This is a genomic window from Sphingomonas sp. 22R3R2A-7 (assembly GCF_036856055.1).
Lineage (GTDB): Bacteria > Pseudomonadota > Alphaproteobacteria > Sphingomonadales > Sphingomonadaceae > Sphingomonas.
The window spans coordinates 3,945,594-3,971,016 of record NZ_JASPFR010000001.1 but is presented as its reverse complement, the minus strand read 5'-3'; the positions used below and the strand labels follow the sequence as shown (position 1 = coordinate 3,971,016).

At 68.4% G+C, this 25,423-nt stretch carries 20 protein-coding genes and 3 pseudogenes; 11 read left to right on the top strand and 12 right to left on the bottom strand.

The window, feature by feature from the left end:
- Positions 1–32 precede the first annotated feature (32 nt).
- Together QP165_RS19060 and QP165_RS19055 are read left to right on the top strand one after the other, a co-directional pair.
- On the top strand, positions 33–1,427 hold the full coding sequence (locus QP165_RS19060; protein WP_333996832.1) for a serine hydrolase domain-containing protein: 1,395 nt from the start codon (positions 33–35) through the stop codon (positions 1,425–1,427).
- 10 nt (positions 1,428–1,437) lie between these two features.
- Complete coding sequence (locus QP165_RS19055) at positions 1,438–2,823, top strand: leucyl aminopeptidase family protein (protein WP_333996831.1); 1,386 nt, start codon at positions 1,438–1,440, stop codon at positions 2,821–2,823.
- Here QP165_RS19055 and QP165_RS19050 read toward each other — a convergent pair.
- Positions 2,811–3,509 (bottom strand): hypothetical protein, encoded by a 699-nt coding sequence (locus tag QP165_RS19050; protein ID WP_333996830.1) that lies wholly within the window; start codon positions 3,507–3,509, stop codon positions 2,811–2,813. The two genes, QP165_RS19055 and QP165_RS19050, sit on opposite strands and share 13 nt — an antisense overlap.
- Before the next feature lie 117 nt (positions 3,510–3,626).
- Entirely contained in the window at positions 3,627–4,373 is a 747-nt protein-coding gene (tpiA, locus tag QP165_RS19045) for a triose-phosphate isomerase (protein WP_056024652.1), read from the bottom strand.
- 116 nt (positions 4,374–4,489) lie between these two features.
- Here tpiA and QP165_RS19040 point away from each other — a divergent pair, with 116 nt between their 5' ends.
- Positions 4,490–6,436 carry a peptidylprolyl isomerase gene (locus tag QP165_RS19040; RefSeq protein ID WP_333996829.1) on the top strand — a complete coding sequence of 649 codons (1,947 nt, stop codon included), beginning with the start codon at positions 4,490–4,492 and terminating at the stop codon, positions 6,434–6,436.
- Positions 6,420–7,925, top strand: a complete 1,506-nt coding sequence (gene trpE / locus QP165_RS19035) for an anthranilate synthase component I (protein WP_333996828.1) — start codon at positions 6,420–6,422, stop codon at positions 7,923–7,925. The genes QP165_RS19040 and trpE overlap by 17 nt, the downstream gene beginning before the upstream one ends.
- A 52-nt stretch (positions 7,926–7,977) precedes the next feature.
- On the opposite strand, the gene QP165_RS19030 is transcribed toward trpE, so the two are convergent.
- The gene (locus QP165_RS19030; protein ID WP_333996827.1) at positions 7,978–8,406 is read right to left on the bottom strand and encodes a hypothetical protein; all 429 of its coding nucleotides are present in this window, start codon (positions 8,404–8,406) and stop codon (positions 7,978–7,980) included.
- A 271-nt stretch (positions 8,407–8,677) separates the two neighbouring features.
- Here QP165_RS19030 and QP165_RS19025 point away from each other — a divergent pair, with 271 nt between their 5' ends.
- From QP165_RS19025 to moaC, 4 genes are read left to right on the top strand one after another with little or no spacing between them, the layout of a single operon-like run.
- Positions 8,678–9,280 carry an anthranilate synthase component II gene (locus tag QP165_RS19025; RefSeq protein WP_333996826.1) on the top strand — a complete coding sequence of 201 codons (603 nt, stop codon included), beginning with the start codon at positions 8,678–8,680 and terminating at the stop codon, positions 9,278–9,280.
- Positions 9,277–10,269 (top strand): anthranilate phosphoribosyltransferase, encoded by a 993-nt coding sequence (gene trpD, locus QP165_RS19020; RefSeq protein WP_333996825.1) that lies wholly within the window; start codon positions 9,277–9,279, stop codon positions 10,267–10,269. Before QP165_RS19025 ends, trpD begins: the two co-directional genes overlap by 4 nt.
- Before the next feature lies 1 nt (position 10,270).
- Positions 10,271–11,047 (top strand): indole-3-glycerol phosphate synthase TrpC, encoded by a 777-nt coding sequence (gene trpC / locus QP165_RS19015; RefSeq protein ID WP_333996824.1) that lies wholly within the window; start codon positions 10,271–10,273, stop codon positions 11,045–11,047.
- Positions 11,044–11,517, top strand: a complete 474-nt coding sequence (gene moaC / locus QP165_RS19010; RefSeq protein WP_333996823.1) for a cyclic pyranopterin monophosphate synthase MoaC — start codon at positions 11,044–11,046, stop codon at positions 11,515–11,517. Before trpC ends, moaC begins: the two co-directional genes overlap by 4 nt.
- Positions 11,518–11,562: 45 nt before the next feature.
- Here moaC and QP165_RS19005 read toward each other — a convergent pair whose 3' ends face one another.
- The 7 genes and pseudogenes from QP165_RS19005 to QP165_RS18985 all read right to left on the bottom strand — a co-directional run bounded on the left by QP165_RS19005 (position 11,563) and on the right by QP165_RS18985 (position 17,911).
- Positions 11,563–11,862: a putative quinol monooxygenase gene (locus QP165_RS19005; RefSeq protein WP_056024628.1), complete on the bottom strand. Its 300-nt coding sequence runs from the start codon at positions 11,860–11,862 to the stop codon at positions 11,563–11,565.
- An 81-nt stretch (positions 11,863–11,943) separates the two neighbouring features.
- Entirely contained in the window at positions 11,944–13,584 is a 1,641-nt protein-coding gene (locus tag QP165_RS19000; RefSeq protein WP_333996822.1) for a Na+/H+ antiporter, read from the bottom strand.
- Positions 13,585–13,684: 100 nt separating this feature from the next.
- Positions 13,685–14,299 carry a response regulator transcription factor gene (locus QP165_RS18995; protein ID WP_333996821.1) on the bottom strand — a complete coding sequence of 205 codons (615 nt, stop codon included), beginning with the start codon at positions 14,297–14,299 and terminating at the stop codon, positions 13,685–13,687.
- Positions 14,300–14,345: 46 nt separating this feature from the next.
- Positions 14,346–14,642 carry a sensor histidine kinase gene (locus QP165_RS20160; RefSeq protein ID WP_443019385.1) on the bottom strand — a complete coding sequence of 99 codons (297 nt, stop codon included), beginning with the start codon at positions 14,640–14,642 and terminating at the stop codon, positions 14,346–14,348.
- Positions 14,564–14,812 (bottom strand): annotated as a pseudogene (locus QP165_RS20155) (hypothetical protein); the annotation flags it as partial. The gene QP165_RS20160 and the pseudogene QP165_RS20155, both read right to left, overlap by 79 nt.
- A gap of 31 nt (positions 14,813–14,843) precedes the next feature.
- Positions 14,844–16,223: pseudogene (locus QP165_RS20150) on the bottom strand (PAS domain S-box protein); the annotation flags it as partial.
- 1,079 nt (positions 16,224–17,302) lie between these two features.
- On the bottom strand, positions 17,303–17,911 hold the full coding sequence (locus tag QP165_RS18985; protein WP_333996819.1) for a gluconokinase: 609 nt from the start codon (positions 17,909–17,911) through the stop codon (positions 17,303–17,305).
- A gap of 198 nt (positions 17,912–18,109) precedes the next feature.
- Between QP165_RS18985 and QP165_RS18980 the strand changes: the two genes are divergently transcribed.
- The 3 genes and pseudogenes from QP165_RS18980 (at position 18,110) to QP165_RS18970 (ending at position 22,046) form a co-directional block, all read left to right on the top strand.
- Positions 18,110–18,847, top strand: coding sequence for an outer membrane protein (locus QP165_RS18980; protein WP_333996818.1), 738 nt, complete (start codon positions 18,110–18,112; stop codon positions 18,845–18,847).
- An 82-nt stretch (positions 18,848–18,929) separates the two neighbouring features.
- A pseudogene (locus tag QP165_RS18975) lies at positions 18,930–21,111 on the top strand (penicillin acylase family protein).
- Between the two features lie 239 nt (positions 21,112–21,350).
- A complete protein-coding gene (locus tag QP165_RS18970) occupies positions 21,351–22,046 on the top strand; it encodes an OmpW/AlkL family protein (RefSeq protein ID WP_333996817.1) in 696 nt (231 codons plus the stop codon).
- A 4-nt stretch (positions 22,047–22,050) separates the two neighbouring features.
- Here the strand turns inward: QP165_RS18970 and QP165_RS18965 are convergent, their stop codons facing one another.
- Positions 22,051–23,685 (bottom strand): amino acid ABC transporter ATP-binding/permease protein, encoded by a 1,635-nt coding sequence (locus QP165_RS18965; RefSeq protein WP_333996816.1) that lies wholly within the window; start codon positions 23,683–23,685, stop codon positions 22,051–22,053.
- Complete coding sequence (cydD, locus tag QP165_RS18960; RefSeq protein ID WP_333996815.1) at positions 23,682–25,358, bottom strand: thiol reductant ABC exporter subunit CydD; 1,677 nt, start codon at positions 25,356–25,358, stop codon at positions 23,682–23,684. Before cydD ends, QP165_RS18965 begins: the two co-directional genes overlap by 4 nt.
- Positions 25,359–25,423: the final 65 nt, after the last annotated feature.

The following is a 25,423-nucleotide window of genomic DNA, read 5'->3' as shown; positions in this document are numbered from 1 at the left end:
CACGGACGATCGGGTTCTGCTTCGTTGCGCGCATGCTGACCCGTCTTCTCGCCGTCGCGGCGCTCGCGTTGCCGATCCCCGCCCTCGCCCAGTCGCTCACCCCCGACGAGACCACCCGGATCGACACGCTCGTCACCGGCGCGCTCGCCGATACGGGCGTGCCGTCGGCCTCGATCGCGGTGGTGCGCGGCGGCCGCGTCGTCTTCACCAGGGCGTATGGCAAGCCGTCCGAGACGATCCGGACCGCCGACCCGGCCCTCCCCTATCAGATCGCCTCGATCTCGAAGCAGTTCACCGCCGCCGCGATCCTGCTGCTCGAGGACGAGGGCAAGCTCAACCTCGACGACACGGTCGCGACCTACGTCCCCGGGATCACCGGCGGCGACCGCATCACGATCCGGCAGCTGCTCAGCCATACCGCGGGGCTGCAGGATTACTGGCCACAGGATTACAGCTTCGCCGCGATGGCGCATCCGGTCACGCCGCAGCAGATCGTCGATCGCTGGGCGAAGAAACCACTCGATTTCGCGCCGGGCACGCAGTGGCAATATTCGAACACCGGCTATGTCGTCGCGGGAATGATCGTCGAGAAGGTCGCAGGCGTGCCGCTGCTCGCGTTCCTCCAGCAGCGCATCTTCACGCCGCTCGACATCCGCGCGCTCGATCAGGACAAGGCGATCGGCAAGCGCTTTCCGCAAGGCTATGGCCGGTTCGCGCTCGGCCCCGTTCGCGCCGAGACGCCCAGCGCGCCCGGCTGGCTCTACGCCGCGGGCGAGCTTTCGATGAGCGCGGGCGACCTCGCCAAATGGGACGTCGCCCGGCTCGCGCGCACCACGCTCCCCGCGGACGACTGGGCGGCGCAGGAAACCCCCGTCAAGCTCGCGGACGGTTCGACCAACGGTTACGGCCTCGGCGTCTCGACCGGCACCGCGAACGGCCGTCGCTATGTCGAGCATAGCGGCGAGGCGGTCGGTTTCCTGTCCGAGAACATCGTCTATCCCGACGACAAGGCGGCGATCGTCGTGCTCACCAACAGCTGGTTCAGCGACGCCGTCAGCCGCATCTCGACGGGGATCGCCCGGATCATCCTCCCGCCCCCCGCGGCGAGCGCGGAGGACGCCGCCGCGCTGCCCCGCGCCCGCGCGGTCTACGACCAGCTCCGCGCCGGCACGCTCGATCGCGGTCGCCTGACCGAAGACGCCAATTTCTATTTCAAGCCGGTCGCGCTCGCGGACTACAAGGCGAGCCTCGGCGCGCTTGGCGAACCGACCGGTTTTGCACAAACCGGCCGCGCCCGCTTGCGCGGCGGCTTCGTCAACCGCACCTACCGGATCACCTATCCCGACCGTACGCTCTCGCTCAGCACCTATGCCGAGCCCGGCGCTGCCGGCCGGTACGAACAATTCCTCGTGGCCCCCTCTCAGTAACTGGCGCGCAATGACAGATTTCGCTTCCCTGCTTCACCCCGACCGCGGCCAGCCCGCCACGTCGATCCACGTCGTCCGGCCCGACGCCTTCGCGACGTGGCTCGCCGCGCAGCCGCCGCGCATACGGACCGCGATCGCGGCGCATGGCCTGACCGGCAAGCCCGGCGACCGCGCGGTGCTGCCGGGCGATGCCGCGGACCACTGGTCGATGCTGCTGGTATGTGACGAGGCGACGACATCGCCGTGGCGGATCGCCTCGCTCGGCGGTTCGCTCCCCGCGGGCACCTACCGGATTGCAGACGGCGACGTCGGCGCCGCCGGGCTCGGCTGGATGCTCGCGCAGCATGTCTTCGACCGTTATCGCAAGCTTCCCGCAAAGGGCGCGCGCGTCCTTCTGACCACCGACGCGGCATCGATCGACGCGACCGTCCGGCTCGCCGAGGCGACCGCGCTGGTCCGCGACCTCGTCAACACCGGCGCGTCCGATCTCGGTCCCGCCGAGCTCGAGGCCGAAGCCGAGGCGCTCGCGGCGCGCCACGGTGCGACCGTCACGACGACGCGCGGCGATGCGCTCGCCACGGGCTATCCGATGATCCACGCGGTCGGCCAGGCCGCGTCGAAGGATCGCGCACCCCGGCTGATCGAGCTCGAATGGGGCGACCCCGCGCATCCGCGAGTCGCGCTCGTCGGCAAGGGCGTCTGCTTCGACTCGGGCGGGCTCGACATCAAGCCCTCGGCAGGCATGCGGCTGATGAAGAAGGACATGGGCGGCGCCGCGCACACGCTCGCGCTCGCAGCCCTCGTGATGGGCGCGCGGCTTCCCGTCCGCCTCCATCTGCTGATCCCCGCGGTCGAGAACGCGATTGCGGGCAACGCCTTCCGCCCGGGCGACGTGCTCGACACGCGACAGGGCCTGACCGTCGAGAACACCAACACCGATGCCGAGGGACGGCTCGTCCTCGGCGATGCGCTGACCCGCGCGGTCGAGGGCAAGCCCGACCTCATCCTCGATTTCGCGACGCTCACCGGCGCGGCGCGCGTCGCGCTGGGTCCCGACCTGCCGCCGCTGTTCACCGACGACGAGACGCTCGCCGCGGAGCTGATCGCCGCGAGCCATGCGCAGGCCGACCCGGTCTGGCGGATGCCGCTCTGGAACGCGTATGACGACATGCTCAAGTCGGACGTCGCCGACCTCGTCAACGCGCCCGATGGCGGGTTTGCGGGCGCGATCACCGCGGCGCTGTTCCTGCGCCGGTTCGTCCCCGCGGGGATCGCCTGGGCGCATCTCGACGTCTTCGCCTGGCGCCCGGTCGGCAAACCCGGGCGTCCCAAGGGTGGCGAGGCCTATGCGCTCAGGGCCGCCTTCGCGATGCTCGCGCGCCGCTACCCGCGCTGATCGGTGATCTGCCCGAACGGCAGCAGCCGGTCCGCGAGCGCCTGGACCTGCTGCGTATCGCCCGCCTTCAGCGGCACCATGACCGCGACCGCCGCCCGACGCACGATCATGTCGACCGCGGTCGGGGCGGGCGCGCGGCTCGCCATCTCGACGAGTTCGCGCCCCCGCCGGTCCTCGGGGTCGAGCTCGAGCCGCAGCAATCCGGCAAGCCCCGCGAACATCGCGCGATTGCCCCCGAGCGCGACCGACCGGTCGAGCGCCGCATAGCCGACCGCCTTCTGCGCGCCCGCCGCCGCGCGTCCGACGAACCGCCCGAGCTTGGCGATCACGCCGACATGCCACGCCCCCAGCGCCGCCTGCGCCTCCGCATTGCGCGGGTACCGCAGCACGAGCGCCTCATATTGCTTGCGCGCACCGATCGCCTGCCCGCGATTGCCGAGCAGCTTGGCGCGGTAGCCATTGGCCAGCGCCTGGACGATCGCCGCATCCTGATCCTGCGGTGACGCGCGCAGCGCCTGCCCCGCCACCGCCGCGGCGCGGTCGATCCGCGCCAGCGCCACGCTGCGGTCGCGATCGACGAACCCCGCCTGCGTCAGCAGCTCGCGCGGCGTTTCCGCGTACGCCGGTGTCGCGGCGATCGCCGCGCCCACAGCGACGGCGATCCACGCCGAATTCGATCCTGCCACAGAACCTCCCCCCGAATCATCGCGCCGCCGCCCCATGACCGGCCGGCACGACTCGTCGCGCCGACCTCGGGTCAGTTCATGGACTATCCTGCATTTACCGTGAGTTGATGCAAGTAATCAGCAGCGGGCAGCGGCCTCGACGATCGGCACGAACTTGTCCGCGGTCAGGCTCGCGCCGCCGACCAGCGCACCATCGACGTTCGCGGTCGACAGGATCGCCTCGGCATTCGCGCCGGTCACCGACCCGCCATACAGGATGCGGACGCCCGCCGCCGCATCGCCGATCAGCATGCGCAGCTTGGCGCGCGCGATCGCATGGATCGCGGCGATCTCGTCGAGCGTCGGCGTCCGCCCGGTCCCGATCGCCCAGCGCGGTTCATAGGCGAGCGTGAACCAGCTGCCATCGGCATTGTCGGGCACCGACTTCTCGATCTGCGCCTGGACGACGCGTTCGGCGCGATCCGCATTGCGCTCGGCCTCGGTCTCGCCGCAGCACAGGATCACGCGCAGCCCCTGACGATGCGCCGACGCCGCCTTTGCCCAGGCATCGTGGCTCGTCTCGTGCTGGTCGGCGCGGCGTTCCGAATGGCCGACGATCGTGAACCGCGCGCCCGCCTCGAGCACCATCGCCGCCGATACGCAGCCGGTATGCGCGCCCGACTCGGCCTCGTGCACGTCCTCCGCACCGATCGAGAGCGCCGGGACGCGCTCCGCCGCCGCGGCGATCAGCGTGAAGGGCACCGCGATCTCGACATCCACCTCGGGTGCGGCCGCCGCCGCCGCCGCAATCGCATCGAGCTCGGCCAGCGCCGCTCTCGACCCGTTCATCTTCCAGTTTCCCGCTACCAGCTTGCGCCGCATCATGCTCTCCAGACACTCGTTTGTTCCCGGATAGCGCGAGGGGCGCGCCGCACAAGCTTGAAGCGCGAAGAGGCAGACCGTAAAGCGGGACCGATTCAGTCCCTGTCGATCGGCCATTCATGCTCAGTTTCTTCCGCCGCCTCACCCAGTCGAGGTTCGGTGTGATCATCACCTTCGGGGTCCTCGGGATCATCGCGCTGGCCTTTGCGGCGGGTGACATGACCGGACTGGGCAGCACCGGACCGGGTGGCCTGACGGGCGATCACGTCGCCACGGTCGGCAAGGCGGATGTGACCGCGAACGAGCTGCGCACGCGCGTCCAGACCGAGATGGAGGGCTTCCGCCAGCAACAGCCGACGCTCGACATGGCCAGCTACGTCCAGCAGGGCGGCTTCGACGGCACGCTCGACCGGATCGTCGCCAGCCTCGCGCTCGAACAGTTCGGCCGTGCGCAGGGCATGGTCGTCAGCAAGCGCGCGGTCGATGGACAGATCGCCAGCATCCCCGCGCTGCAGGGGCCGACGGGCAAGTTCGACCCGATGCTGTATCAGCGCGTGCTCGTCGAGCGGAAGCTGACCGACGCACAGATTCGCAGCGACATCGTCCGCGATACCTATGCGCAACAGCTGATCCTGCCGACGCGCGGCGCCTCGCAGGTCGCGAGCCAGCTGGCACTTCCCTACGCCTCGTTGCTGCTCGAAAAGCGCAGCGGCGTCGTCGGCTTCATCCCGACCGCCGCGGTCCCTGCGGGCCCCGCACCGACCGATGCCGAGCTGAACACCTTCTATCGCCGCAACGTCGCCCGCTACACCGTGCCCGAGCGCCGCGTCGTCCGCTACGCGCTGGTCGATGCGAACCGGGTCAAGGCGCAGGCCACGCCGACCGACGCCGAGATCGCGCGCCAGTATCAGCAGGATCGCGCGCGCTACGCCCCGACCGAAAAGCGCACGATCACGCAGGTCGTCGTCGCCGATCAGGCGGGCGCGACTACGCTCGCCAACGCGGTCAAGGGCGGCCGCACGATCGCGCAGGCGGCACAGGCTGCCGGGCTCGAGGCCTCGACGCAGACGGGCGTCGAAAAGGCGGCCTATGCCGGCACGACCAGCGCGCAGGTCGCGGATCAGGTGTTCGCCGCGGCGAGCGGTGCGGTGGTCGGCCCGGTCCGCACGCCGCTCGGCTGGACCGTCGCGCGCGTCGACACGATCGAGAACGTCCCCGCCAAGACGCTCGCCCAGGCGCGTGCCGAGATCGCGACCGCGCTCGGCGCACAGAAGGCGCAGGAAGCGCTCAGCAAGATCCACGACGCGATCGACGACGGCCTGTCGAACAACGCGACGTTCGACGAGATCGTCGCCGACCGCAAGCTGGCCGCGACGACCACGCCCGGCCTGATCGCCGACGGCACCAACCCCGACGCGCCGGGCACGCAGGCCGATCCCGCGCTCGCGCCGATCCTCAACGCCGCGTTCCAGGCGAGCGAGGGCGACGCCCCGCAGATGGTCCAGACCGGATCGGACGGCAGCTTCGCGCTGGTCGGGCTTGGCCGCGTCGTCCGCGCCGCGCCGCGCCCGCTCGCGCAGGTCCGTCCCGCCGTGCTGCGCGATCTGACCGCCGACCGCGCCGGCCAGGCCGCCCGCAAATATGCGAATGCGGCGCTCGCGAGGATCAACAAGGGCATGTCCGTCCAGCAGGCGCTGGGCCAGACCGGCTTCGCGGTCCCGCCCGTCCGCCCGCTTACGGCGGCACGCGCGCAGATCATGCAGAACCCGCAGGGCACGCCGCCCGTGCTCTCGCTGATGTTCAGCATGGCGCAGGGCACCGCCAAGACGCTCGCGGGCCCCGATGGCTGGTTCGTCGTCAAGCTCGACAAGATCGATCCGGGCAACGCGACGGGCAATCAGGGCGCGATCCGCGCGGCACGCGGTTCGATCGCGCGCAGCGTCGGCGGCGAATATGTCGAGCAGTTCGTCAAGGCGGTCCGTGCGCAGGTCGGCGTCAAGACCGACCCCGCCGCGGTCGCCCGCGTCCGCACGCAACTCCTGTCGCCGGATGGCTCCAATAACTGAGTCGGCACGCGCCGCGCTGGCCGCGGGACGGCCGGCGCTCGTCTGGCGGCGTCAGGTCGCGGACACCGAGACGCCCGTCGCCGCCGCGCTGAAGCTCATCGAGCCCGGCCGCGGCGACTTCCTGCTCGAATCGGTCGAGGGCGGCGCCACGCGTGGCCGGCACAGCCTGATCGGGCTCGCCCCCGACCTGCTGTTCCGCGCGGTCGGGCAGAAGGCGGAGATCAACCGTCGCTGGGCCACCGACCGCGACGCGTTCGAGCCGTGCGCGGAACCGACGCTCGCCGCGCTCCGTGCGCTCGTCGCCGAATGCCGCTCGGATGTTCCCGACGAACTGCCGCGCGCGCTTGCCAGCCTTGTCGGCTATTTCGGCTATGAGACGGTCGGGCTGGTCGAGACGCTGCCGCAACCCGACCGCGATCCGCTCGGGCTGCCCGACATGATCTTCGTGCGGCCGACGGTCGTGCTCGTGTTCGACCGTCTCGCCGATGCGCTGTACCTCGTCGCGCCCGCCTGGCCCGACGCGTCGCTCGATCCGGCGACGATCGTCGCGAACGCGGAGGAGCGTCTCGATGCCGTCGCCGCGCGGCTTGCGACGACGCCGCTTCCCGCGCCGGTCCGCGCCGACTGCCCCGAGGCGCGCTACACACCCGCGATCGCGCCCGAACGGTACGGCGAGATGGTGGCCAGTGCGAAGCGCTACATCCTCGCGGGCGACATCTTCCAGGTCGTGCTCGCGCAGCGCTTCAGCGCGCCGTTCTCGCTACCGCCGTTCGAGCTCTACCGGTCGCTGCGACGGATCAATCCGTCGCCGTTTCTCTACCATCTCGATCTGCCCGGCTTTTCGCTGATCGGCTCGTCCCCCGAGATCCTCGTGCGCGTTCGCGATGACGAGGTGACGATCCGGCCGATCGCGGGCACGCGACCCCGTGGACGCAGCGCCGCGGAGGACGAGGCGAACCGCGTCAGCCTGCTCGCCGATCCCAAGGAGCGCGCCGAGCATCTTATGCTGCTCGATCTCGGGCGCAACGATGTCGGCCGTGCGGCGACGCCGGGCTCGGTCCGCGTGACCGACAGCTACGGCGTCGAATTCTACAGCCACGTCATGCATATCGTTTCGAACGTCGTCGGCCGGCTGTCCCCCGACAAGGATGCGCTCGACGCGCTGTTCGCGGGTTTCCCCGCGGGCACGGTCAGCGGCGCGCCCAAGGTCCGCGCGTGCCAGATCATCGCCGAGCTCGAACCCGAGCGGCGCGGTGCTTATGCCGGCGGGGTCGGCTATTTCTCGCCCGACGGATCGATGGACTCGTGCATCGTCCTGCGCACCGCGGTCGTGAAGGACGGCATGATCCATGCGCAGGCCGGCGCGGGGATCGTCGCCGACAGCGATCCCGCGTCCGAACAGCGCGAGTGCGAGGCCAAGGCCGGCGCGATCCTGGCTGCCGCGCGCGAAGCGATCACGCGCGCCGCCGCGCCGACCTTCGGGCAATAAAAGCCGCTCTCGTCCTGGACGAGAGCGGCTCCCCGATTGCCCCGGCTTTGGCTTAGCGGCCGTCCGCCTGCCCTGTGGCGGCCGCGCGACGCTCGGCGGCAAACGCACGCGCGCGCATCTGCGAACAGCCCGACTGCCCGCCCGTCCCGACCGGCGAACAGGTATCGGGCAGGCCACCCGCGACGCGTCCGACTTCGTCCGCCGTCGCGGCGCGGTTTACCCAGCTCTGGTTCTGTGCGGCGATCGGGCCATCGTCACGCAGTTCCTTCGGAATGCGATAGGGCTGGTCGAGCGTCGAGCACACGACGATCTCGCCCGTGCTCGACGCCGGACATTTCTGCCCCGCGCCCAGCGTGACGCTGCGGATCCGCTGTGGCGGCTGGCCGGTCTCTGATCCCTGATCCTGCGCGACGGGCGCGGTCTGGGCCGAGGCCAGCGCGGGCGTGGCGAGCAAGGCGGCGATAAGCGTCAAACGAAACATGTATTAGGGCTCCTGTTATATACGGAACGTCTACCGCGCCACGTTTCTCCATGCTGAATGCAATGCGCCCTGCATAGGCCTGCATAGGCGTGCATCGCACCGCCCAAACCACCCTCGACTTCCCCATCGCATACGTCGAACGCATCATGGCTCCCTGTCATGCGCCCTATCATGCGCATCTTTGCACTGCTGTCTTCCCCCTGGACATCCCCCTCCGAATCCCTGCCCGCAACACCATTGCACGACGCCCGTCATCGTCTATGGCGGGGCGATGATCCTGGTCGTCGACAATTACGACAGCTTCACCTGGAACCTTGTCCATTATCTGATGGAGTTGGGCGCCGAGGTGGAGGTCGTCCGCAACGATGCGATCTCCGCCGGACAGGCTCTGTCGTCGGGCGCGGACGCCTTTCTCATCTCGCCCGGCCCCTGCACGCCGACCGAGGCGGGCGTCAGCCTCGACCTCGTCGCGGCCTGCGCCGACGCGGGTAAACCGCTGCTCGGCGTGTGCCTGGGGCACCAGGCGATCGGCCAGCATTTCGGCGGCAAGGTCGAGCGCGGCGGGCTGATGCACGGCAAGACCTCGCCCGTGCTGCACGACGATACCGGGTTGTATCACGGGCTTCCGTCGCCGTTCATCGCGACGCGCTATCACTCGCTGATCGTCAACGCGGTCCCCGACACGCTCGTCGTCAACGCCACCGCGCAGGACGGCACCGTCATGGGCTTTCGTCACGCGACGCTGCCGATCCACGGCGTGCAGTTCCATCCCGAAAGCATCGCCACCGAACACGGCCACGCCATGCTTGCCAACTTCCTGACGATGGCGGGAATTCCGCACGAACTGCCGGCGCGGCTGCGGGTGCCGTCATGAGCGTGACGGTACTCCTCCCCAATCCCTCGACGCCGCTATCGCGCGAATCCGCGCGCGCGGCGTTCGCCGACATCCTCGATGCACGCGCCAGCGAAGACGCGATCGCGACGTTCCTGACCGACCTGTCGCGGCGCGGCGAGACCAGCATCGAAATCGCCGAGGCGGCGCGCGCGCTGCGCGACCGGATGATCCCGATCGACGCGCCCGCAGGTGCGATCGACGTCTGCGGCACCGGCGGCGACGGCCATCACACGCTCAACGTGTCGACCGCAGTCGCGCTCGTCGTCGCCGCGTGCGGCATCCCCGTCGCCAAGCACGGCAACCGCGCCGCCTCGAGCAAGGCGGGCGCGGCGGACACGCTCGAGATGCTCGGACTCGACATGGACCGCGCCGGGGCGACGGCCGAGGCCAGTCTGCGCGACATCGGCATCGCGTTCCTTTTCGCCGCCAACCACCACCCGGCGATGAAGCGCATCACGCCGATCCGCCGCCGGATCGCGACGCGGACGATCTTCAACCTGATGGGCCCGCTCGCCAACCCCGCCCGGGTCACGCGCCAGCTGATCGGCATCGCCCGCCCGGACTATGCCGCGCTCTATGCCGAGGCACTCGAACAGCTCGGCACCGAAGCGGCGTTCGTCGTATCGGGCGAGGAGGGACTCGACGAGCTGTCGGGCGCCGGACACAGCGTCATCGCAAGCGTCGGTGCCGCGAAGCTGCCACGCCGCGTCACGCCCGAGGATGCAGGGCTCGTCCGCCATTCGATCGACGCGATCCGCGGCGGTGACCCGGCGCATAATGCGGACGCGCTCCGCCGTCTGCTCAAGGGCGAGCGCAGCGCCTATCGCGAAGCCGTCCTGCTCAATGCCGCCGCGGCGCTCGTCGTTGCCGGCCACTCCCCCACCCTCGTCGACGGGGCGGTCTCGGCCGCCACCGCGCTCGACGACGGCAGCGCGGATGCGCTGCTGGCCCGCTGGATTGCCTACTGACATGACCATGCTCGATCGTATTCTTGAGACAAAACGTGCGGAGGTCGCCGCGCGCAAGGCCACGACCTCGCTGTCCGACATCGACGCGGGCATCGCACGGATGTCCAAACCGCGCGGCTTCCGCGCCGCGCTCGACGCGAAGACGGGCTATGCGCTCGTCGCCGAAGTCAAAAAGGCGAGCCCGTCGAAGGGACTGATCCGCGCCGATTTCGATCCCCCCGCGCATGCCCGTGCCTATGAGGCCGGGGGTGCCGCCTGCCTGTCCGTCCTGACCGACGAGACGTGGTTCCAGGGGGCCGATGCCTATCTCACCGCGGCGCGCGACGCGGTCTCGATTCCCGTCCTGCGCAAGGACTTCATGGTCGATCCCTGGCAGGCGACCGAGGCGCGCGCGATCGGCGCCGACGCGATCCTGATCATCGTCGCGGCGCTCGACGACATGCAGATGGCGGAGATCGAGGCCTCGGCACTCGAATGCGGCATGGACGTGCTCGTCGAGATTCACGACGCGCATGAACTCGAGCGCGCGCTGAAGCTCAAATCCCGGCTGATCGGGGTAAACAATCGCGACCTGCGCGACTTTACCGTCGACTTTCAGCGGACATACGACCTCGTCGACCGCGCGCCCCGCGACTGCACGTTCGTGGCGGAAAGCGGTCTGACGACGCGCGCCGACCTCGATGCGATGGCGGAGAAGGGCATACGCTGCTTCCTGATCGGCGAAGCGCTGATGCGGCAGGACGATGTCGAGGCGGCAACGCGCGTGCTGATCGGATGAGCGGCCTCACGCATATCGACGGCGCCGGCGCCGCCCGCATGGTCGATGTCGGCGGCAAGACGCCGACCGCGCGCGAGGCCGTGGCGACCGGCCGTATCACCATGTCCGCGGAGGCGGCGCTGGCAATCGCCGATGGGTCCGCAAAGAAGGGTGACGTGATCGCGGTCGCCCGCGTCGCCGGGATCATGGCGGCAAAGCGGACGAGCGATCTCGTCCCGCTGTGCCACCCGCTCCCGCTCACCAAGATCACGCTTGACCTCGATGTCGACGCAAGCGGCGTCACCGCGACCGCGACCGTCGCGACCGATGGCAAGACGGGCGTCGAGATGGAAGCGCTGACCGCCGTGAGCGTTGCGCTGCTGACCGTCTATGACATGGCAAAGGCGATCGACAAGGCCATGGTGATCGACGGGGTTCGCCTGCTCGAAAAGCGCGGCGGCAAGTCGGGCGACTGGACCGCCCCACGCTGAGCAGAGCGGGCGCCGTCCGCGCTCCAGCTCAGCTAGGCTCCGACGTCATTCCGCGACGTCGATCGCCTCGGCCTTGATGATCGTCGGCCGTGCCGCCGCCAGGTCGCGCGCGGCGGCGCCGAACGCCTTGAAATGGTCCGACTGCATATGCGCATCGACCGCCGCATCGTCGACATAGCGCTCGTTGAAGACGAACCGGCGGTCGCCGTCGGACTCGCGCCAGAGTTCGTAATAGAGCACGCCGGGTTCCTGCCGCGAGGCCGCGACACAGACGCGTGCCGCCTCGATGAACGCATCCTCGCACCCGGGCCGCGCAGAAACGAACGCAACGATCTTTACCGCCATATCAAGCTCCCAATTTTGATGGTGACGTGTGCGCCCCTGCGCCGTCACGCGCAACCCCGCCACGGTCTGGTATAGGCGCCGCTACCCGCGATAGCGTGCCTCGAGCAGGTCCAGTTCGCGGACGAGTTTCTGGACCGTGACGCTCCCGATCTGCCGCTCGCGGGCGAGTTCGATCACGAGCGCACGCTCCGCTTGAAGCGCGACGAGCTTGAAGTCGCGCTCGAGACGATCCTGAAGCCGCGCCTCCGCCGCCATCTTGGCGGATCCGCCCCGGCTGTCGATCCGGTCGCGATAGACGTCCATGACGCGGCCGCCCGCGGTCGCGTAGAAGTCGGCATCGCCCATCCGCTCGGCCAGGTCATGCTGCGATCGTTCGACCGCCCGGATCGCCGCCTGCGCCGCCGCCACCCGCGCGGCATCCTCCTCCGCCTGAAGCGAGGGCTCCGACGGCATCGTCAGGCCGTTCAACAGCACGGGAAGCGCCAAGCTCGCGACGATCAGCGACACGATGATGACGCCTGCCGCAAGGAATATCGCGAGGTCGCGCGCGGGGAACGGCGTCCCATCGTTGAGCACCAGCGGGATCGTCAGGACGCCTGCCAGCGTGATCGCGCCGCGCACGCCGGCGAGCGACATCGCGGCGACCAGCCGCCAGTCGGGGCTCTGCTGCGTTGCCCCGACGCGGTTCCGCCGCCGCAACAGCGTCAGGCGCAGCGATACCCAGACCCAGGCGAACCGCAGCATGATCAGCCCCGCGACGATCGCCAGCACGTATGCGCCCAGCCACCACGTGCCCGCATGCCCGGTCAGCTGCACCGTCTGCCGCGCCACCGCGAAGATCGCGGGAAGCTGCTCGCCGAGCAGCACGAAGATGATGCCGTTCAGCGCGAACTGGATCGTGTCCCAGACCGAATTGCGACGCATCCGCGTCGTCGGCAGCGCCTGCCGCGAGATCTCGGCAAACGTCATCGTGACGCCGGCCGCGACGGCGGCAAGGATGCCCGATGCATGGATATGCTCGGCGAACAGATACGAGCCGAACGGGATCAGCAGGCTCACGAGGATCTGCGAACCCGATTCCTCGCCGAACCGCCGCGAGACCCAGGCCTTGGCGCGTGTGACCGCCAGCGTAACGACGACGCCCACGACCAGCCCCGCGCCGGCGACCCACAGGAAGCTGAAGGCGGCATTCGACGCCGAGAATGTTCCGGTCAGCGCGGCCGCGATCGCGAAGCGGAGGCAGACGAGACCCGATGCGTCGTTGAGCAACGATTCGCCTTCGAGGATATGCATCATCCGCTTCGGGATGGGCACGCGTGCTGCGATCGCGGAGACCGCGATCGGGTCGGTCGGCGACACGACCGCGGCAAGCGCGAACGCGACCGCGAGCGGCATCGCCGGGATCATCCAGTGGATGAACAACCCCATCCCGATTACCGTGATCAGCACCAGCCCGAGCGCAAGCTCGACGACCGTCGACAGATCCTTCAGCAATTCGTCCTTGGGGATCCGCCATCCATCGAGAAACAGCAGCGGCGGCAGGAACAGCAGAAGGAACAGCTCGGGATCGAGCGTGACGCGATAAGACGTCGAGAGGCCGATCACCGCACCCAGCATGATCTGCACCAATGGTGTCGGGATCGGCACGGGCAGCATTCTTGAGATGGAGCCGCTCACGACGACCGCAAGCAGGAGAAACAGGACGATCGAGACGGCTTCCAACAGATACTCCCGGATTGAGACGCCCCCTCTTAAGGGCCTCGATCCGCACGCAACACCCCCTTTGCACACGCGCAGACGTCACATCGCACTGTCCGCGACACTAGTCGGCCGTGACCAGTCCCGCGGCAAAGGCGATCCGCAGTGCTTCGGACAGGCTGCGAACATCGAGCTTGTCCATCAGATTGGCGCGATAGATCTCCACGGTACGCGGACTGAGGCTCAGTTCATGCGCGATCACCTTGTTCGGGTGGCCCTCGATCAAGCCTCTCAGGACATCGGTTTCTCGCGCTGACAGGCGGGCAATACGCGCACGCGCAGTCCTGGCGCGCTCCGCGGCGACGCTTTCGGTCTCGAACCGGTCGAACGACTGGTCGACGATGCGCAAGAGCACATGCGGATCGCAGGGTTTTTCGAGAAATTCGAACGCGCCCGACTTCATCGCATGGACCGCCAGCTGCACGTCGCCCTGCCCCGTCAGCATGATCGGCGCAAACCGCGGCGAGAGCGGTGCGATCCTTCGAAGGACCTCGAGCCCCGTCGTCCCGGGCATGTGATGATCGAGCAGAACGACCCCCGGATCGCAATCGTCGAGCGCGGCGAGGAAGAGATCGCCCGATCGAAACGCGCGGATGATCAGGTTCGATCTTAGCGACAGCAACCCTTGGACCGAGGCTCTGACCGCATCATCGTCGTCGACTATGTAGATGGTGCGCATCTGCGTGTCCTTTCAAGCGGCGTAGGGTGGGTTCGGCACGACATGGTCATCGCGGCCGGACACAGGGCAGGGTGAACCGGAAACATGCGCCGCCGTCGGGCATGTTCGATGCGGTGAGCATGCCGCCATGCGCTTCGACGATGCGACGGCATATCGAGAGGCCGATCCCCATCCCCCCTCGCCCTTCGACGACGTGAACGGGGTGAAGAGGCGCGAAAGCACGGCGTCCGACAACCCCGGGCCCTGGTCCCGAACGCTGATCTCGACCTCGCTCGGCGACAGGCGACGCGAACCGATCGTCACCTCGCGCCGATCGGGCGGCATGCCGGCCAGCACCTCGAATGCGTTGCGGATGAGATTGACCATGACCTGCTGGATCTGGATCCGATCCGCCAGCATGACGTCGGCGGACCGCGACAGCGCGAAGGTCACGCGGATATCCGGGCGCTGGCTTCCCGCCGCCAGCAGCGCGGCCGCCTCGCGCAGCGTCGTCTCGACCGGCTCGATCCGCATGTCGGATCTCGCGCTTGGCGACGAATTCCCGCAGGCGGTGGATGATGTCGCCCGCGCGCAGCGCCTGCGCATTCGCCAGATGCAGCATCTCGCGCAGCCGGGACTGGTCGAGCTGACCATCGGGTACATCGAGAAGCAGCTCGCCCGTCGCGACGAAATTGGCGATGGCGGACAAGGGCTGATTGAGTTCGTGCGCGAGCGCCGCCGCCATCTCGCCGACCGCGTTGAGGCGAACCACATGCATCAGCTCCTGATGCACCTGGCCCAGCCGCTCCTCTGCGGCGATCCGGTCCGATATGTCGCGGACGAACCCCGTGAAGACGCGTTCGCCTGCCACCCGCGCTTCGCCGACATGCAGTTCGATGGGGAAAATGCTGCCGTCGACGCGCTTTGCCGTCAGCAGGCGGCGATCACCGATGACGCTCCGCGCGCCCGCCCGCAGATACCGCCTGAGATACCGGTCGTGCCGTTTCGCATCGTCATCGGGGATCAGCGTGGCGACGTTGCTGCCGATCGCGTCCGCGGCGCAATAGCCGAACATCTGTTCGGCCGCCGCGCTGAACGAGCGGATCTGCCCCCGTTCGTCAATCACCACCATCGCATCGGGCACGGTTTCCAGGATCGACCGGAGCTGTGCCTCCTGCGACAGCAGCGCCGCCTCGCGTTCCTCGTGCCGGGTAATGTCGAGCGTCAGGCCGACGGTCTTCACGAGATTGCCCGCGCGATCGTAGAAGCACCGCGCCGATCCCTCGAGCGCGCGCCGGACCCCGTTCGCCTGCGACAGACGGTAGGTGTAGCTGATGCGGTCCGCCCGTGTCGCGACCGCGGCCGAGATCGTCCGCTGGATATCGGCGAGATCCTCGGGATCGACCAGCGCGGCCCAGCTTTCGAAATCCTGGATCGTGCCGGGAATGATCCCCAGCCTCTGTTCCGATCCCGCGGCCCAGGTCAGCCGGCCCGACGCAACGTCCCATTCGAACAGCCCGATCTCGTGCGCGGTCGCGGTCAGCGCGAGCCGATCCTCGCTGGCGCGCAACGCCGCCTCCGCCTTCAGCCGCGCGCCGATATCGGTCATCGACAGCACCAGAACCGCGCCGCGCGCCGAGTTGGCGACGGGACGCGCATGCTCGATGACGTGGACGAGCCGGTCGTCGCGGCATCGCTCGACCAGCTCGCGTTCGACATCGGCGTGCCGCGCCCGTGGTGCAGCCGCGCCGCCAGGCGCACGCAGATCGAGCAGCTCGTGCTTTGCCCGCCCGAGCGCCTCGCGTTCCGACCAGCCGTACAGGTCTTCGCAACCGCGCGACCAGTGCACGATCTGCCCGTCTGCATCGATCAGCGCCATCGGCGCCGCGTCGAGCGCCTGGCTCAGTTCGACCAATGCCGCACGCCGCTTCGCCGCGCTCCGCATCGACCATGCCAGCAGGATCGCGATCGCCGCGAAGTTCAACGCGATCGTCGACATCTCGCCCCATAACGGCGTGACCCACCCCGCCTCGACCGCCCCGAATTCGGCGAGCGATGCCAGCACGGGCTCGACCATCAGGAGCGGGACGACGAGCCGCATGACGCGCCATTCGGGCGATGACAGCCCTGCCGCGACGTCGATATCGCTACGCCACGCCAGCACCCCCAGCGCGAGCAGCAGCGTCTCGATGGCGGCGGGCAGCGAGGTCGAGAACAGGCGCCACCCGGCCGCATCGAGCGCCTCGGCCAACGGTACGAACAACAGCGACAGGCTTGCGAATGCCAGCGCCGATCCGGCGATGCCGAGCGTGACATAGCCCGCACGACGCGTGGCGACCGGTGTCAGCATGATCGCCAGCGGAAGGCCGATCAGCACCAGCGCATGGATGATTCCGGGCGGCGTCGCGCGACCTGCGAGCGAACGGTTCACCTCCGCGACGAACAGCCATCCATCGATGCCCAGTCCCAGCGACGGCAGCGTCACCAGCCGTGCGGCGCCGATCGCGATCGGAACGATGAGCAGCAGCCGGGCCAAGCGGTGCGACTGTGCTGTCACGTACAACCCGAAGCCTGCCGCCATGAACAGGTATGCGACGCTGCTGAACGGCAGTGACGGCTCGATCATCCCAAAGCTCGTCAGATCGGGTTTATCGAGGATCCAGCCCAGCAGCGTCAGCAATGCACTGACCGCCCCGCCGCAAATCCCCCAGCGAGCGATCACGAGCCCCGGGAGTCTGGCCTGCCTTTCCGGTCTTGCTCTGTCGCGATTATCCATCAGCAGCAAATACTATACAATTCGGCCCACCGACACCTAAGCTAACCGTAACCGTTTTGAGGTTATTTACCCGCTGTCGACCCCATGTCTTTCAGACTGGTTGCCGGAGATAATTAACCAACTCATTTATACGAATTGGCGAAGTCCTGTCATGTTGGCTGATGAACTGGCGGATGCGCTGGAACTACGACAAGTCCCGTCGGCACAGGCGCTGGCACCGCAAGCATCTCTCTATTCCTGCTTCCGCTTCATCGCGCATGTCCCCCTTCAGCGGGGCTCTTCGTCCGAAGCCATGCGAGCGCCAGGTTGCACAGCGCGTCGGGTGCCGTCGTGGCCTCGAGTGTCAACGCGCATTCATCAGCCCCCGGCGGTTCGAGTATCGCCAGCTGGCTTTCCAGGAGGCTGGCGGGCATGTAATGGCCCGCCCTGGCGACGAGGCGTCGTGTCAGTTCCTCTTGTCGCGTTTGAAGCAGGATGAAGCGCAGCGGCACGTGCGACGCGGCCGACAGCCGGTCGCGATAGCTGCGCTTGAGTGCCGAGCACGCAGACACCGCGATGCCGGCCCCTGCCCCGGTGCCTGCTGTCCCGCCGCCGCCTGCCCTACTGCCCGCTTCGCCGGCTGCTGCCACGCCGATTGCCTCGCCCAGCCGGTCGAGCCATGGCCAGCGATCCGCATCGTGAAGCGGTTGTCCGGCCCGCATCTTCGCGATGCTCGCGGCCGCATGATAGTCGTCCCCCTCGAGCAGCGGACAGCCGATACGCTGCGCAAGCAAGGCCGCGAGCGTCGACTTCCCGCTGCCACTGACGCCCATCACTACGACGCCGTGCGGTACCGCCGGGCGATATCGCGTGCCCATCGCTTTAGGCTCGATTGGCATATCCCACTCCGCTTTCATGAATGCGCCTTGCAGTCCGACGCGTCGCTATCGGTCGTCTCTATCTGATTGACCATTACGACTTTTGTCGCGGTACTGCCGGAGACTTTCCCGATCGCCCCGGAACGGACGAACACCAACGGAGTTTTTCGTCGAAACAAGGGGGGTACGATCAACGACATGAGTAAACGGACCGTTCTGTTCGCGCTGATAGCAGCGAGCACGCCGATCCCTGCGCACGCGCAGACCTTCGTGGATGTGTTTGCAGGTCGATCCTTCCCCGAACGGACCGCGGCCTCGATCACCGCGAACGAAGCCAGGATCGACGATGTCATCATTCCCGCACAACTACGGATCGACGTCGAAAGCCTGAAACCCACGCATTCGACGATCTTCGGCGTCCGGGCGGGGCACTGGTTCGACTGGTTCGGCGTCGCGGTCGATGCCGCCACGCTGAACCCCGACGTGAAGCGACAGACCGTCCGCGCGACCGCGAATCTGCGCTTCGACGAGCAGGTCTTCGGCAGGGAAGTCATCGTCGACCCGGGCCGGTCGGTGGCGGTCGACATACCCCGCGTCGGCGTACCCACCACGGCCACCTTCGCGGCGCTCGCGATGGTCCGCGTACCGCGTTCCGGCGTGCAGCCCTATGTCTTTGCCGGCCCTGCCTATCTCGTCACCGACAGCGACATCAGCGGGCATTGGGGCGTACGCGCCGGCGGCGAGGCCAAGATACCGCTGTCCCGCTCGATCGCCGTGTTCGGCGAGTACCGGTATACCGGTGTCAACGACGCGCGTGCCGTGGCTGGTCGCATCGGCGGCACCGCACGTGGCGTGTCGGGCTCGACCGGCGATATTCTCGTCGGTTTCGACGTGCGCAATCACAGCCTGGCCGGCGGCATGAGCTTCTCGTTCTGACTTGAGGCAAGCGCACGGCGGGGCGACCGATCGCGCACGCCGATCCATGGTCTTTCGCGGTGTTCGTCCCTACCGTGCGCCAATGCATATGCTCCTTCGTCACGCGCGCAATCCGGTGATCCTGTTGGCGCTGCTGACAGCGGCTTCCAGCCCCCGACGACGGATCTGTCGCGATGGAAGGCGCAGGCCGACCGCGTCACGATCACGCGGGACGACTGGGGTATTCCGCATATCCTTGGCCGAACCGACGGCGATGCGGTGTTCGGTCTCGTCTACGCGCAGGCCGAGGATGATTTTGCGAGGATCGAGGCAAATTATCTCACCGCGCTTGGCCGCACCGCGGAGGCTGACGGCGAGGATGCGATATGGGCCGATCTGCGTCAGCGGCTGTTCGCCGACCCCGTTGAGCTGAAACAGCAATATGCGACCAGTCCGGCGTGGTTGCGGACGTTGATGGACTCCTGGGCGGACGGTCTGAACTATTATCTGGCAACGCATCCGCAGACCAAACCTAGGGTAATCGGTCGTTTCGAACCCTGGATGGCGCTCGGCTTCACCGAAGGCAGCATCGGGGGCGATATCGAGCGGATATCGCTGAGCGAACTGAAAACCTTCTATGGCAACCCGACGCCGCCCAGCCCGGAGGAGCAGGGCATTGTCCCGCGCGAGCCGTCCGGGTCGAACGGCATCGCGATTGCCCCCCGCCTGACCACCGGCGGTCGCGCGCTGCTGCTCATCAATCCCCATACGAGCTTCTATTTCCGCTCCGAGGCACAGATGACGAGTGCAGAAGGGCTCAACGCCTATGGGGCGAGCACCTGGGGCCAGTTCTTCATCTATCAGGGCTTCAACCCGACCGCCGGCTGGATGCACACCTCGTCCACGGTCGACAATGTCGACGAGTTCGCCGAGCGGATCGCCGGTCGCGCAGGTGGCTACAGCTATCTGTACGGCAGGGCCCGCCGGCCGGTCGCGACCAAGGTCGTCACGTTGCGGTTCCGCAAGGCGGACGGCTTGCTCGGCGAGCGGCACTTCACGACCTATCGCACGCATCATGGCCCGATCGTCGCAAGCCGGAACGGGCGCTGGATCGCGACCGCACTGATGTGGAAACCCGTCCCGGCGCTCGAGCAGAGCTATCTGCGGACCAAGGCGCACGACCTTGCGAGCTACATCGCCGTCGCCGACCGCAAGGCGAATTCGTCCAACGATACGCTGTTCGCCGACCAGAAGGGCGAGGTCGCGTTCCTGATGCCGCAGTTCATGCCGATCCGCAGCGACCGGTTCGACTATACCCGGCCCGTCGACGGCAGCGACCCCGCGACCGACTGGCGTGGCCTGCACACGCTCGCCAGCCTGCCGAGCGTCGCGAACCCGCGTACCGGCTGGGTCCACAACACGAATGACTGGCCCTGGAGCGCTGCGGGGCCCGACAGTCCCAAGGCCGCAGACTATCCCCGCTACATGGACCAGGTCGGTGGCAACGCGCGCGGCGTCCATGCCGACCTGCTGCTGACCGGAAAAAGCCGATGGACGCCGGAGACGCTGCGCGCGGCGGCATTCGATCCGTATCTACCTGCCTTTGCACGACTTTTGCCGGGGTTGATCGCCGCATGGCAGGCGCTTCCTTCCGACGCCCCGCGGCGTGCCGCGCTCGAGGCACCGATCGCGCTGCTTGCGAAATGGGACCACCGCTGGGGTTATGACAGTGTCGCGACCAGCCTTGCGGTGTTCTGGGGCGATCAGCTCTGGCGCGAGGTCGGCGGTCTTGCGCAGGCCGAAAGGGTCAACGTCCCCGACTACATCGCCACACGCGTGCAACCCGACGCCAAGCTTGCCGCGCTGTCCGCCGCGGTGGATCGGCTCACGCGCGACTTCGGCGACTGGCGCACGCCGTGGCAGGCGATCAATCGCTTTCAGCGACTCGACAACGCGATCCGGCCGCATTTCGACGACGATCGCGGCTCGACACCCATAGCCTTCACATCGGCCCAATGGGGAGCCTCGCGTCGTTCGGCGCCAAGGCCTGGCCGGGAACGAAGCGTTATTACGGCACCAGCGGCAACAGCTTCGTCGCCATCGTCGAATTCGGTCCCCGCGTGAAGGCGATGGCGGTGATGGCGGGCGGCCAAAGCGGCGACCCGGCGTCACCGCACTTCGACGATCAGGTTACGCGGTACGCGCAAGGCGATCTGCGGCCGGTCTATTTCCATCCCGAAGACCTCAAGGGGCATGTCGAGCGTCGCTACCGTCCGGGCGACTAGAGCCGCATGCGGCGGCCGGCATCGACATGCTGCGCGCATCGATGGGCCGTCGTCCGAATACGCGAGATCCCGTCGGTGGACGCGAAGCACTCGCGAGGATCAGCCAGTCCGTGCGGCAGGGTCGCGTGCCGCCGCGGCGCGACGTCTTTGACTGGGGTCAACCCGATCCTTGTCCGCAATCAACGCTCCGGCACCGGTGGGCGACTAGCCCGACGGCATTGCAACACAGGAGCCGGACCATGCCTTCACTGATCAAGAGCCTCGCCGTCGGTGCGACCATGGCGATGGCCATGGCGGCACCGGCATTCGCGGAGACCGATCCGGCGCCGCGGCAGGGGATCGCCGCGGGCGACGTGTTGCTGCGCGTTCGCACGATCCTGGTTGCCCCGAACGAGACCTCGGGCAGCATCCTGCCGGCATTTCCCGGCGAGCGCGTCCGTGTCGACAACAGCATCATGCCAGAGGTCGACGTCACGTACATGGCGACGAACCATATCGGCTTCGAGTTGATCGCGGCGACGACCAAGCATCATGCGGACGGCCGCACCGGCACGACGGGCACGATCGGCAGGCTTGCCTCGACCTGGGTATTACCCCCGACGCTGACCGCGCAATATCGCGTGAACCCGACAGGCGCGGTTCGCCCCTATGTCGGTGCCGGTCTGAACTACACGATCTTCTGGAACGAGACGGCGTCGAACGCTCTGGTCGGGGCGGTCGGGCGAACCGGCGTCCACATGAAGGACAGCTTCGGCTGGGCCGCGCAGGCGGGCGTCGATATCGACATCACGCCAAAGGTCTTCCTGAACCTCGACGTCAAATATATCGACATCGATACGACCGCACGGCTGCGGACGACGGCGGCGGGTGTGCAGCGTGTCGCGATCAGCCTCGATCCGGTGGTGTTCGGGGTGGGGCTCGGCGTGCGGCTGTGACGCCCTAGGCCGGCACGGCGCGGTCCGTGTCGGCCCGCGCCGCGTATGCGCGGGGCTCGGGCACGACCGCGATCTGCCGGTCGCACAGCGCGACCATCGCCGGGCGGTGGCTGACCATGACCAGCCCCTGCCCGGTACGCGCCAGCCGGGCGGCAAGGCCATGAGCGACGCGGCGCTCGGTCGCCGCATCGAGCCCCTCGCTGGGCTCGTCGAGCAATAGCCAAGGCGCCGGGACGAGGTACGCGCGGGCAAGCGAAAGCCGCCGCCGCTCTCCGCCCGACAGGCGCACGCCGTGCTCGCCGACCCAGCTGTCGAGTCCGTCCGGAAGGCCTTCGATAACGTCGGTGAGCGCGACATCGGCAAGCGCCACCCACAGCGCGTCATCGCCGACCAGCGGATTGCCGAGCGCGAGCGTCTCGCGCACCGTCCCCGCGAGCAACGCCGCATCCTGCGGTGACCAGCCGAACGTCGCACGGCGCGCGACAAGCGAAATACCGACAATGTCCTTGCCGTCGATATATGCCGTGCCCGGTGCCACCGGTCGCAGCCCGAGCAGGCTTTCCACGAGCGTCGTTTTGCCGGTTCCCGATGCGCCGATCAGCGCGACCCGCGAGCCGGCCGGGAGATGCGTATCGAGCAGATCGATCGACCACGCGGCAACGCCCGCGCTGCAGCCCTGCTCCGCCACCGGGTCCGCCAGCAGGTCGTCGAGCCGCGTCTTCGCCTCGCGCACCGCGCTCTGCTGTGCGAGGCCGCGCAGGACCGGCGCCGCGCCGTCGATCGTCATCACCGCCGCCAGCGCGCACAGTGCCGCGGTCGCCGCGCCCGCGGGTGCGGCAATCAGCAGGACCGCAACTCCCGCCGCGCCGAGCGCGACCGCCTGAATGAACTCGAACCAGCCGACGACGCAGGCCTGTGCGCGCTGGGCCTCCGCGAGACGCAGGCTGCTTGCGTCGACCGTCGCCAGCGCCTGCGCCTCGATACCGTAGCAGCGCAGTTCCGCCGCCGCGTCGACCATGCCTGCAAAGGCGTCCTTCAATGCGCCACTCGCGCGCTGTACCTCGCGCCCCGGCGCATCGAGACGTCGGGCCAGCACCCCCGCTATCGCCAACAGCCCCGACAGACACACCATCAGCGCGATGACGGACCACGGCCCCCCAAGCACACACAACACCAGACCGCTCGCCAGCGCGGCAATCGCGCCCGGAGCGGCGGAGAGCCGGACGAACTGCGCCTCGACAGCGCTGACATCCTGGACGATGCGCGCAGTGGCCTCTCCCGGCGTCAGCGCGAGCGCCTGTGCTACCGGACCGCGCGCGAGCCCGAGGAACAAGGCGGGGCGAATGCGGGCAAGCGCGCCGAACGCCGCCTCATGGCTCGCAAGCCGCTCGCCATAACGCCCGGCGGTCCGGAGGATCGCGAGCAGTCGAATACCCGCGCTCGGCAACATGTAGTTGAACGCGTACGCAGCAGTCGTCCCGGCGACCCCCGCCATCGCCGCGGCGGTGATGAACCATCCCGACAGTCCGAGCAGAACGACCGAAGCTATCGCAACGACCGCCGCAAACCCGCTCGCGCGCCACAGCCCCCGCCGCTGCCGTCGTCGCTCGTTCGCAAGAAGCATGTCGATCGCGGTCACGTGCGGTCTCCCAGATCGATGACGAGATCGGCGATCGCCGCGAGCTTTGCGCTGTGGGTCGCGATGATCGTCGTGCGGCCGGCGCAGGTCCGCGCAATCGCGGTGATCAGGCGCGCTTCGGACACCGCATCGAGATGCGCAGTCGGCTCGTCGAGCAACAGCACGGGAGCCGGCTTCAGGATCGCACGCGCCAGCGCGATGCGGCGCCGTTCTCCCCCTGACAGGCTGCTGCCCCTCGCATCGATCACCGCACCCAACCCGCCCCGCGCGAGCAGCATCGGCGACAAGCCAGCGATGCGCGCGACCTCGGCGATACGCTCGGAGGACGCCGTGGGGTGGGCAAGCGCGATATTCGCCCCGATCGTTCCCGGCAGGATCAGCGACGACTGGCCGATCCATGCGACCATCGGCGCGATGCTGCCGATCGTGTCCAGGTCCTGACCGCCGATCGACACGTGGCCAGCCGACAACGGTGCGAGGCCGAGCAACAGATGCAGCAGGCTGCTCTTGCCGCTCCCCGACGCGCCCGTCAACGCGACGATCATCCCCGGCGAAACGTCGAAAGAGACGCCAGACACCGCCGCACGCTCCTGACCGGCGTATTGGATCGAAACGGACTCGAAGCGGATCGCAGGCGCCGTTTCCGGCACGAGACACACCGACGACGCAGGCGTTGCCCTGGCCGTTTCCACAGCCGCCAGCCGCTCGCCTGCGGTCTCTGCCGCCTGCCGATCGTGGTACGCCGCTGCCAGCCGGCGCATCGGCGCGTAGAACTCGGGGGCAAGCGCCAGCACGAAGAATGCACGGCCTAGATCGAGCGTCTCGGGCACCGGGAACGGCAGCAGACCCAGCAGGTTGAACCCGGCATACACGGCGACAAGCGCAACCGACACCGCCGCGAAGAACTCGAGCGCCCCCGACGACAGGAACGCGACGCGCAGCACGCGCATCGTACGCCGTGCAAGGTCCTCCGAGGCCTCGCCAAGCGCGCGCGCCTCGCGTGCTTCCGCTCGAAAGGCCAGCACCGTCGGCAGCGCGCCGATCCGGTCCGCGAACAGCCCCGACAGCCGGGCAAGCGCGACGAACTGGCGCCGCGACGCATCCGCTGCGGCACCGCCCGCGAGGATCATCGCCACGAGGAACGGAAAGAACGTGGCCACGAGGATCGCCGCAGCGATCGGGCTTGCGGCAGCCGTTGCGGCCAGCACGATCAGGGGCGCGACCGCCGCCGCCTTCCGCGCGGGCAGGAAACGCGCGACATAGCCGTCGATCGCATCGACCTCGTCCACCGCCGCACTCATCAGCGTGCCCGTCGTCGCGTCGGAGCCCGGGCTGCGGTGCAGCGCCGCGTCGATGATCCGCCGCCGCAGCCGTATCTTCGCGCGGTATGCACCGCCCGCGCCGACCCGCGCAGCAAGCATCGCGCACCCGCCGCGTCCGATCGCCGAGCCGCCCGCGAGCAACGCCCAGGGCAGCATTGCGGCCACCCCGTCGTGCGCGGTCACGACGCCGCCCGCCAGCCCGGCCGCGAACCCGATCGCCGCGATACTGTCGAGCAGCAGAAGGCTCGTCGACAGCCGCACGCCGCCGCCATCGGCGACTGCCGCCTTCAGATAGGCACGCGATACGCGCGCGCGATCCCTGGAAACGTCGGCCGTTGCGATGCTGCTCATGCCACCGCAATCGACGGCGCCGCCGTGCGCGTCTTTGACCGCGGTCAATGTTTGCGCTGCCCACG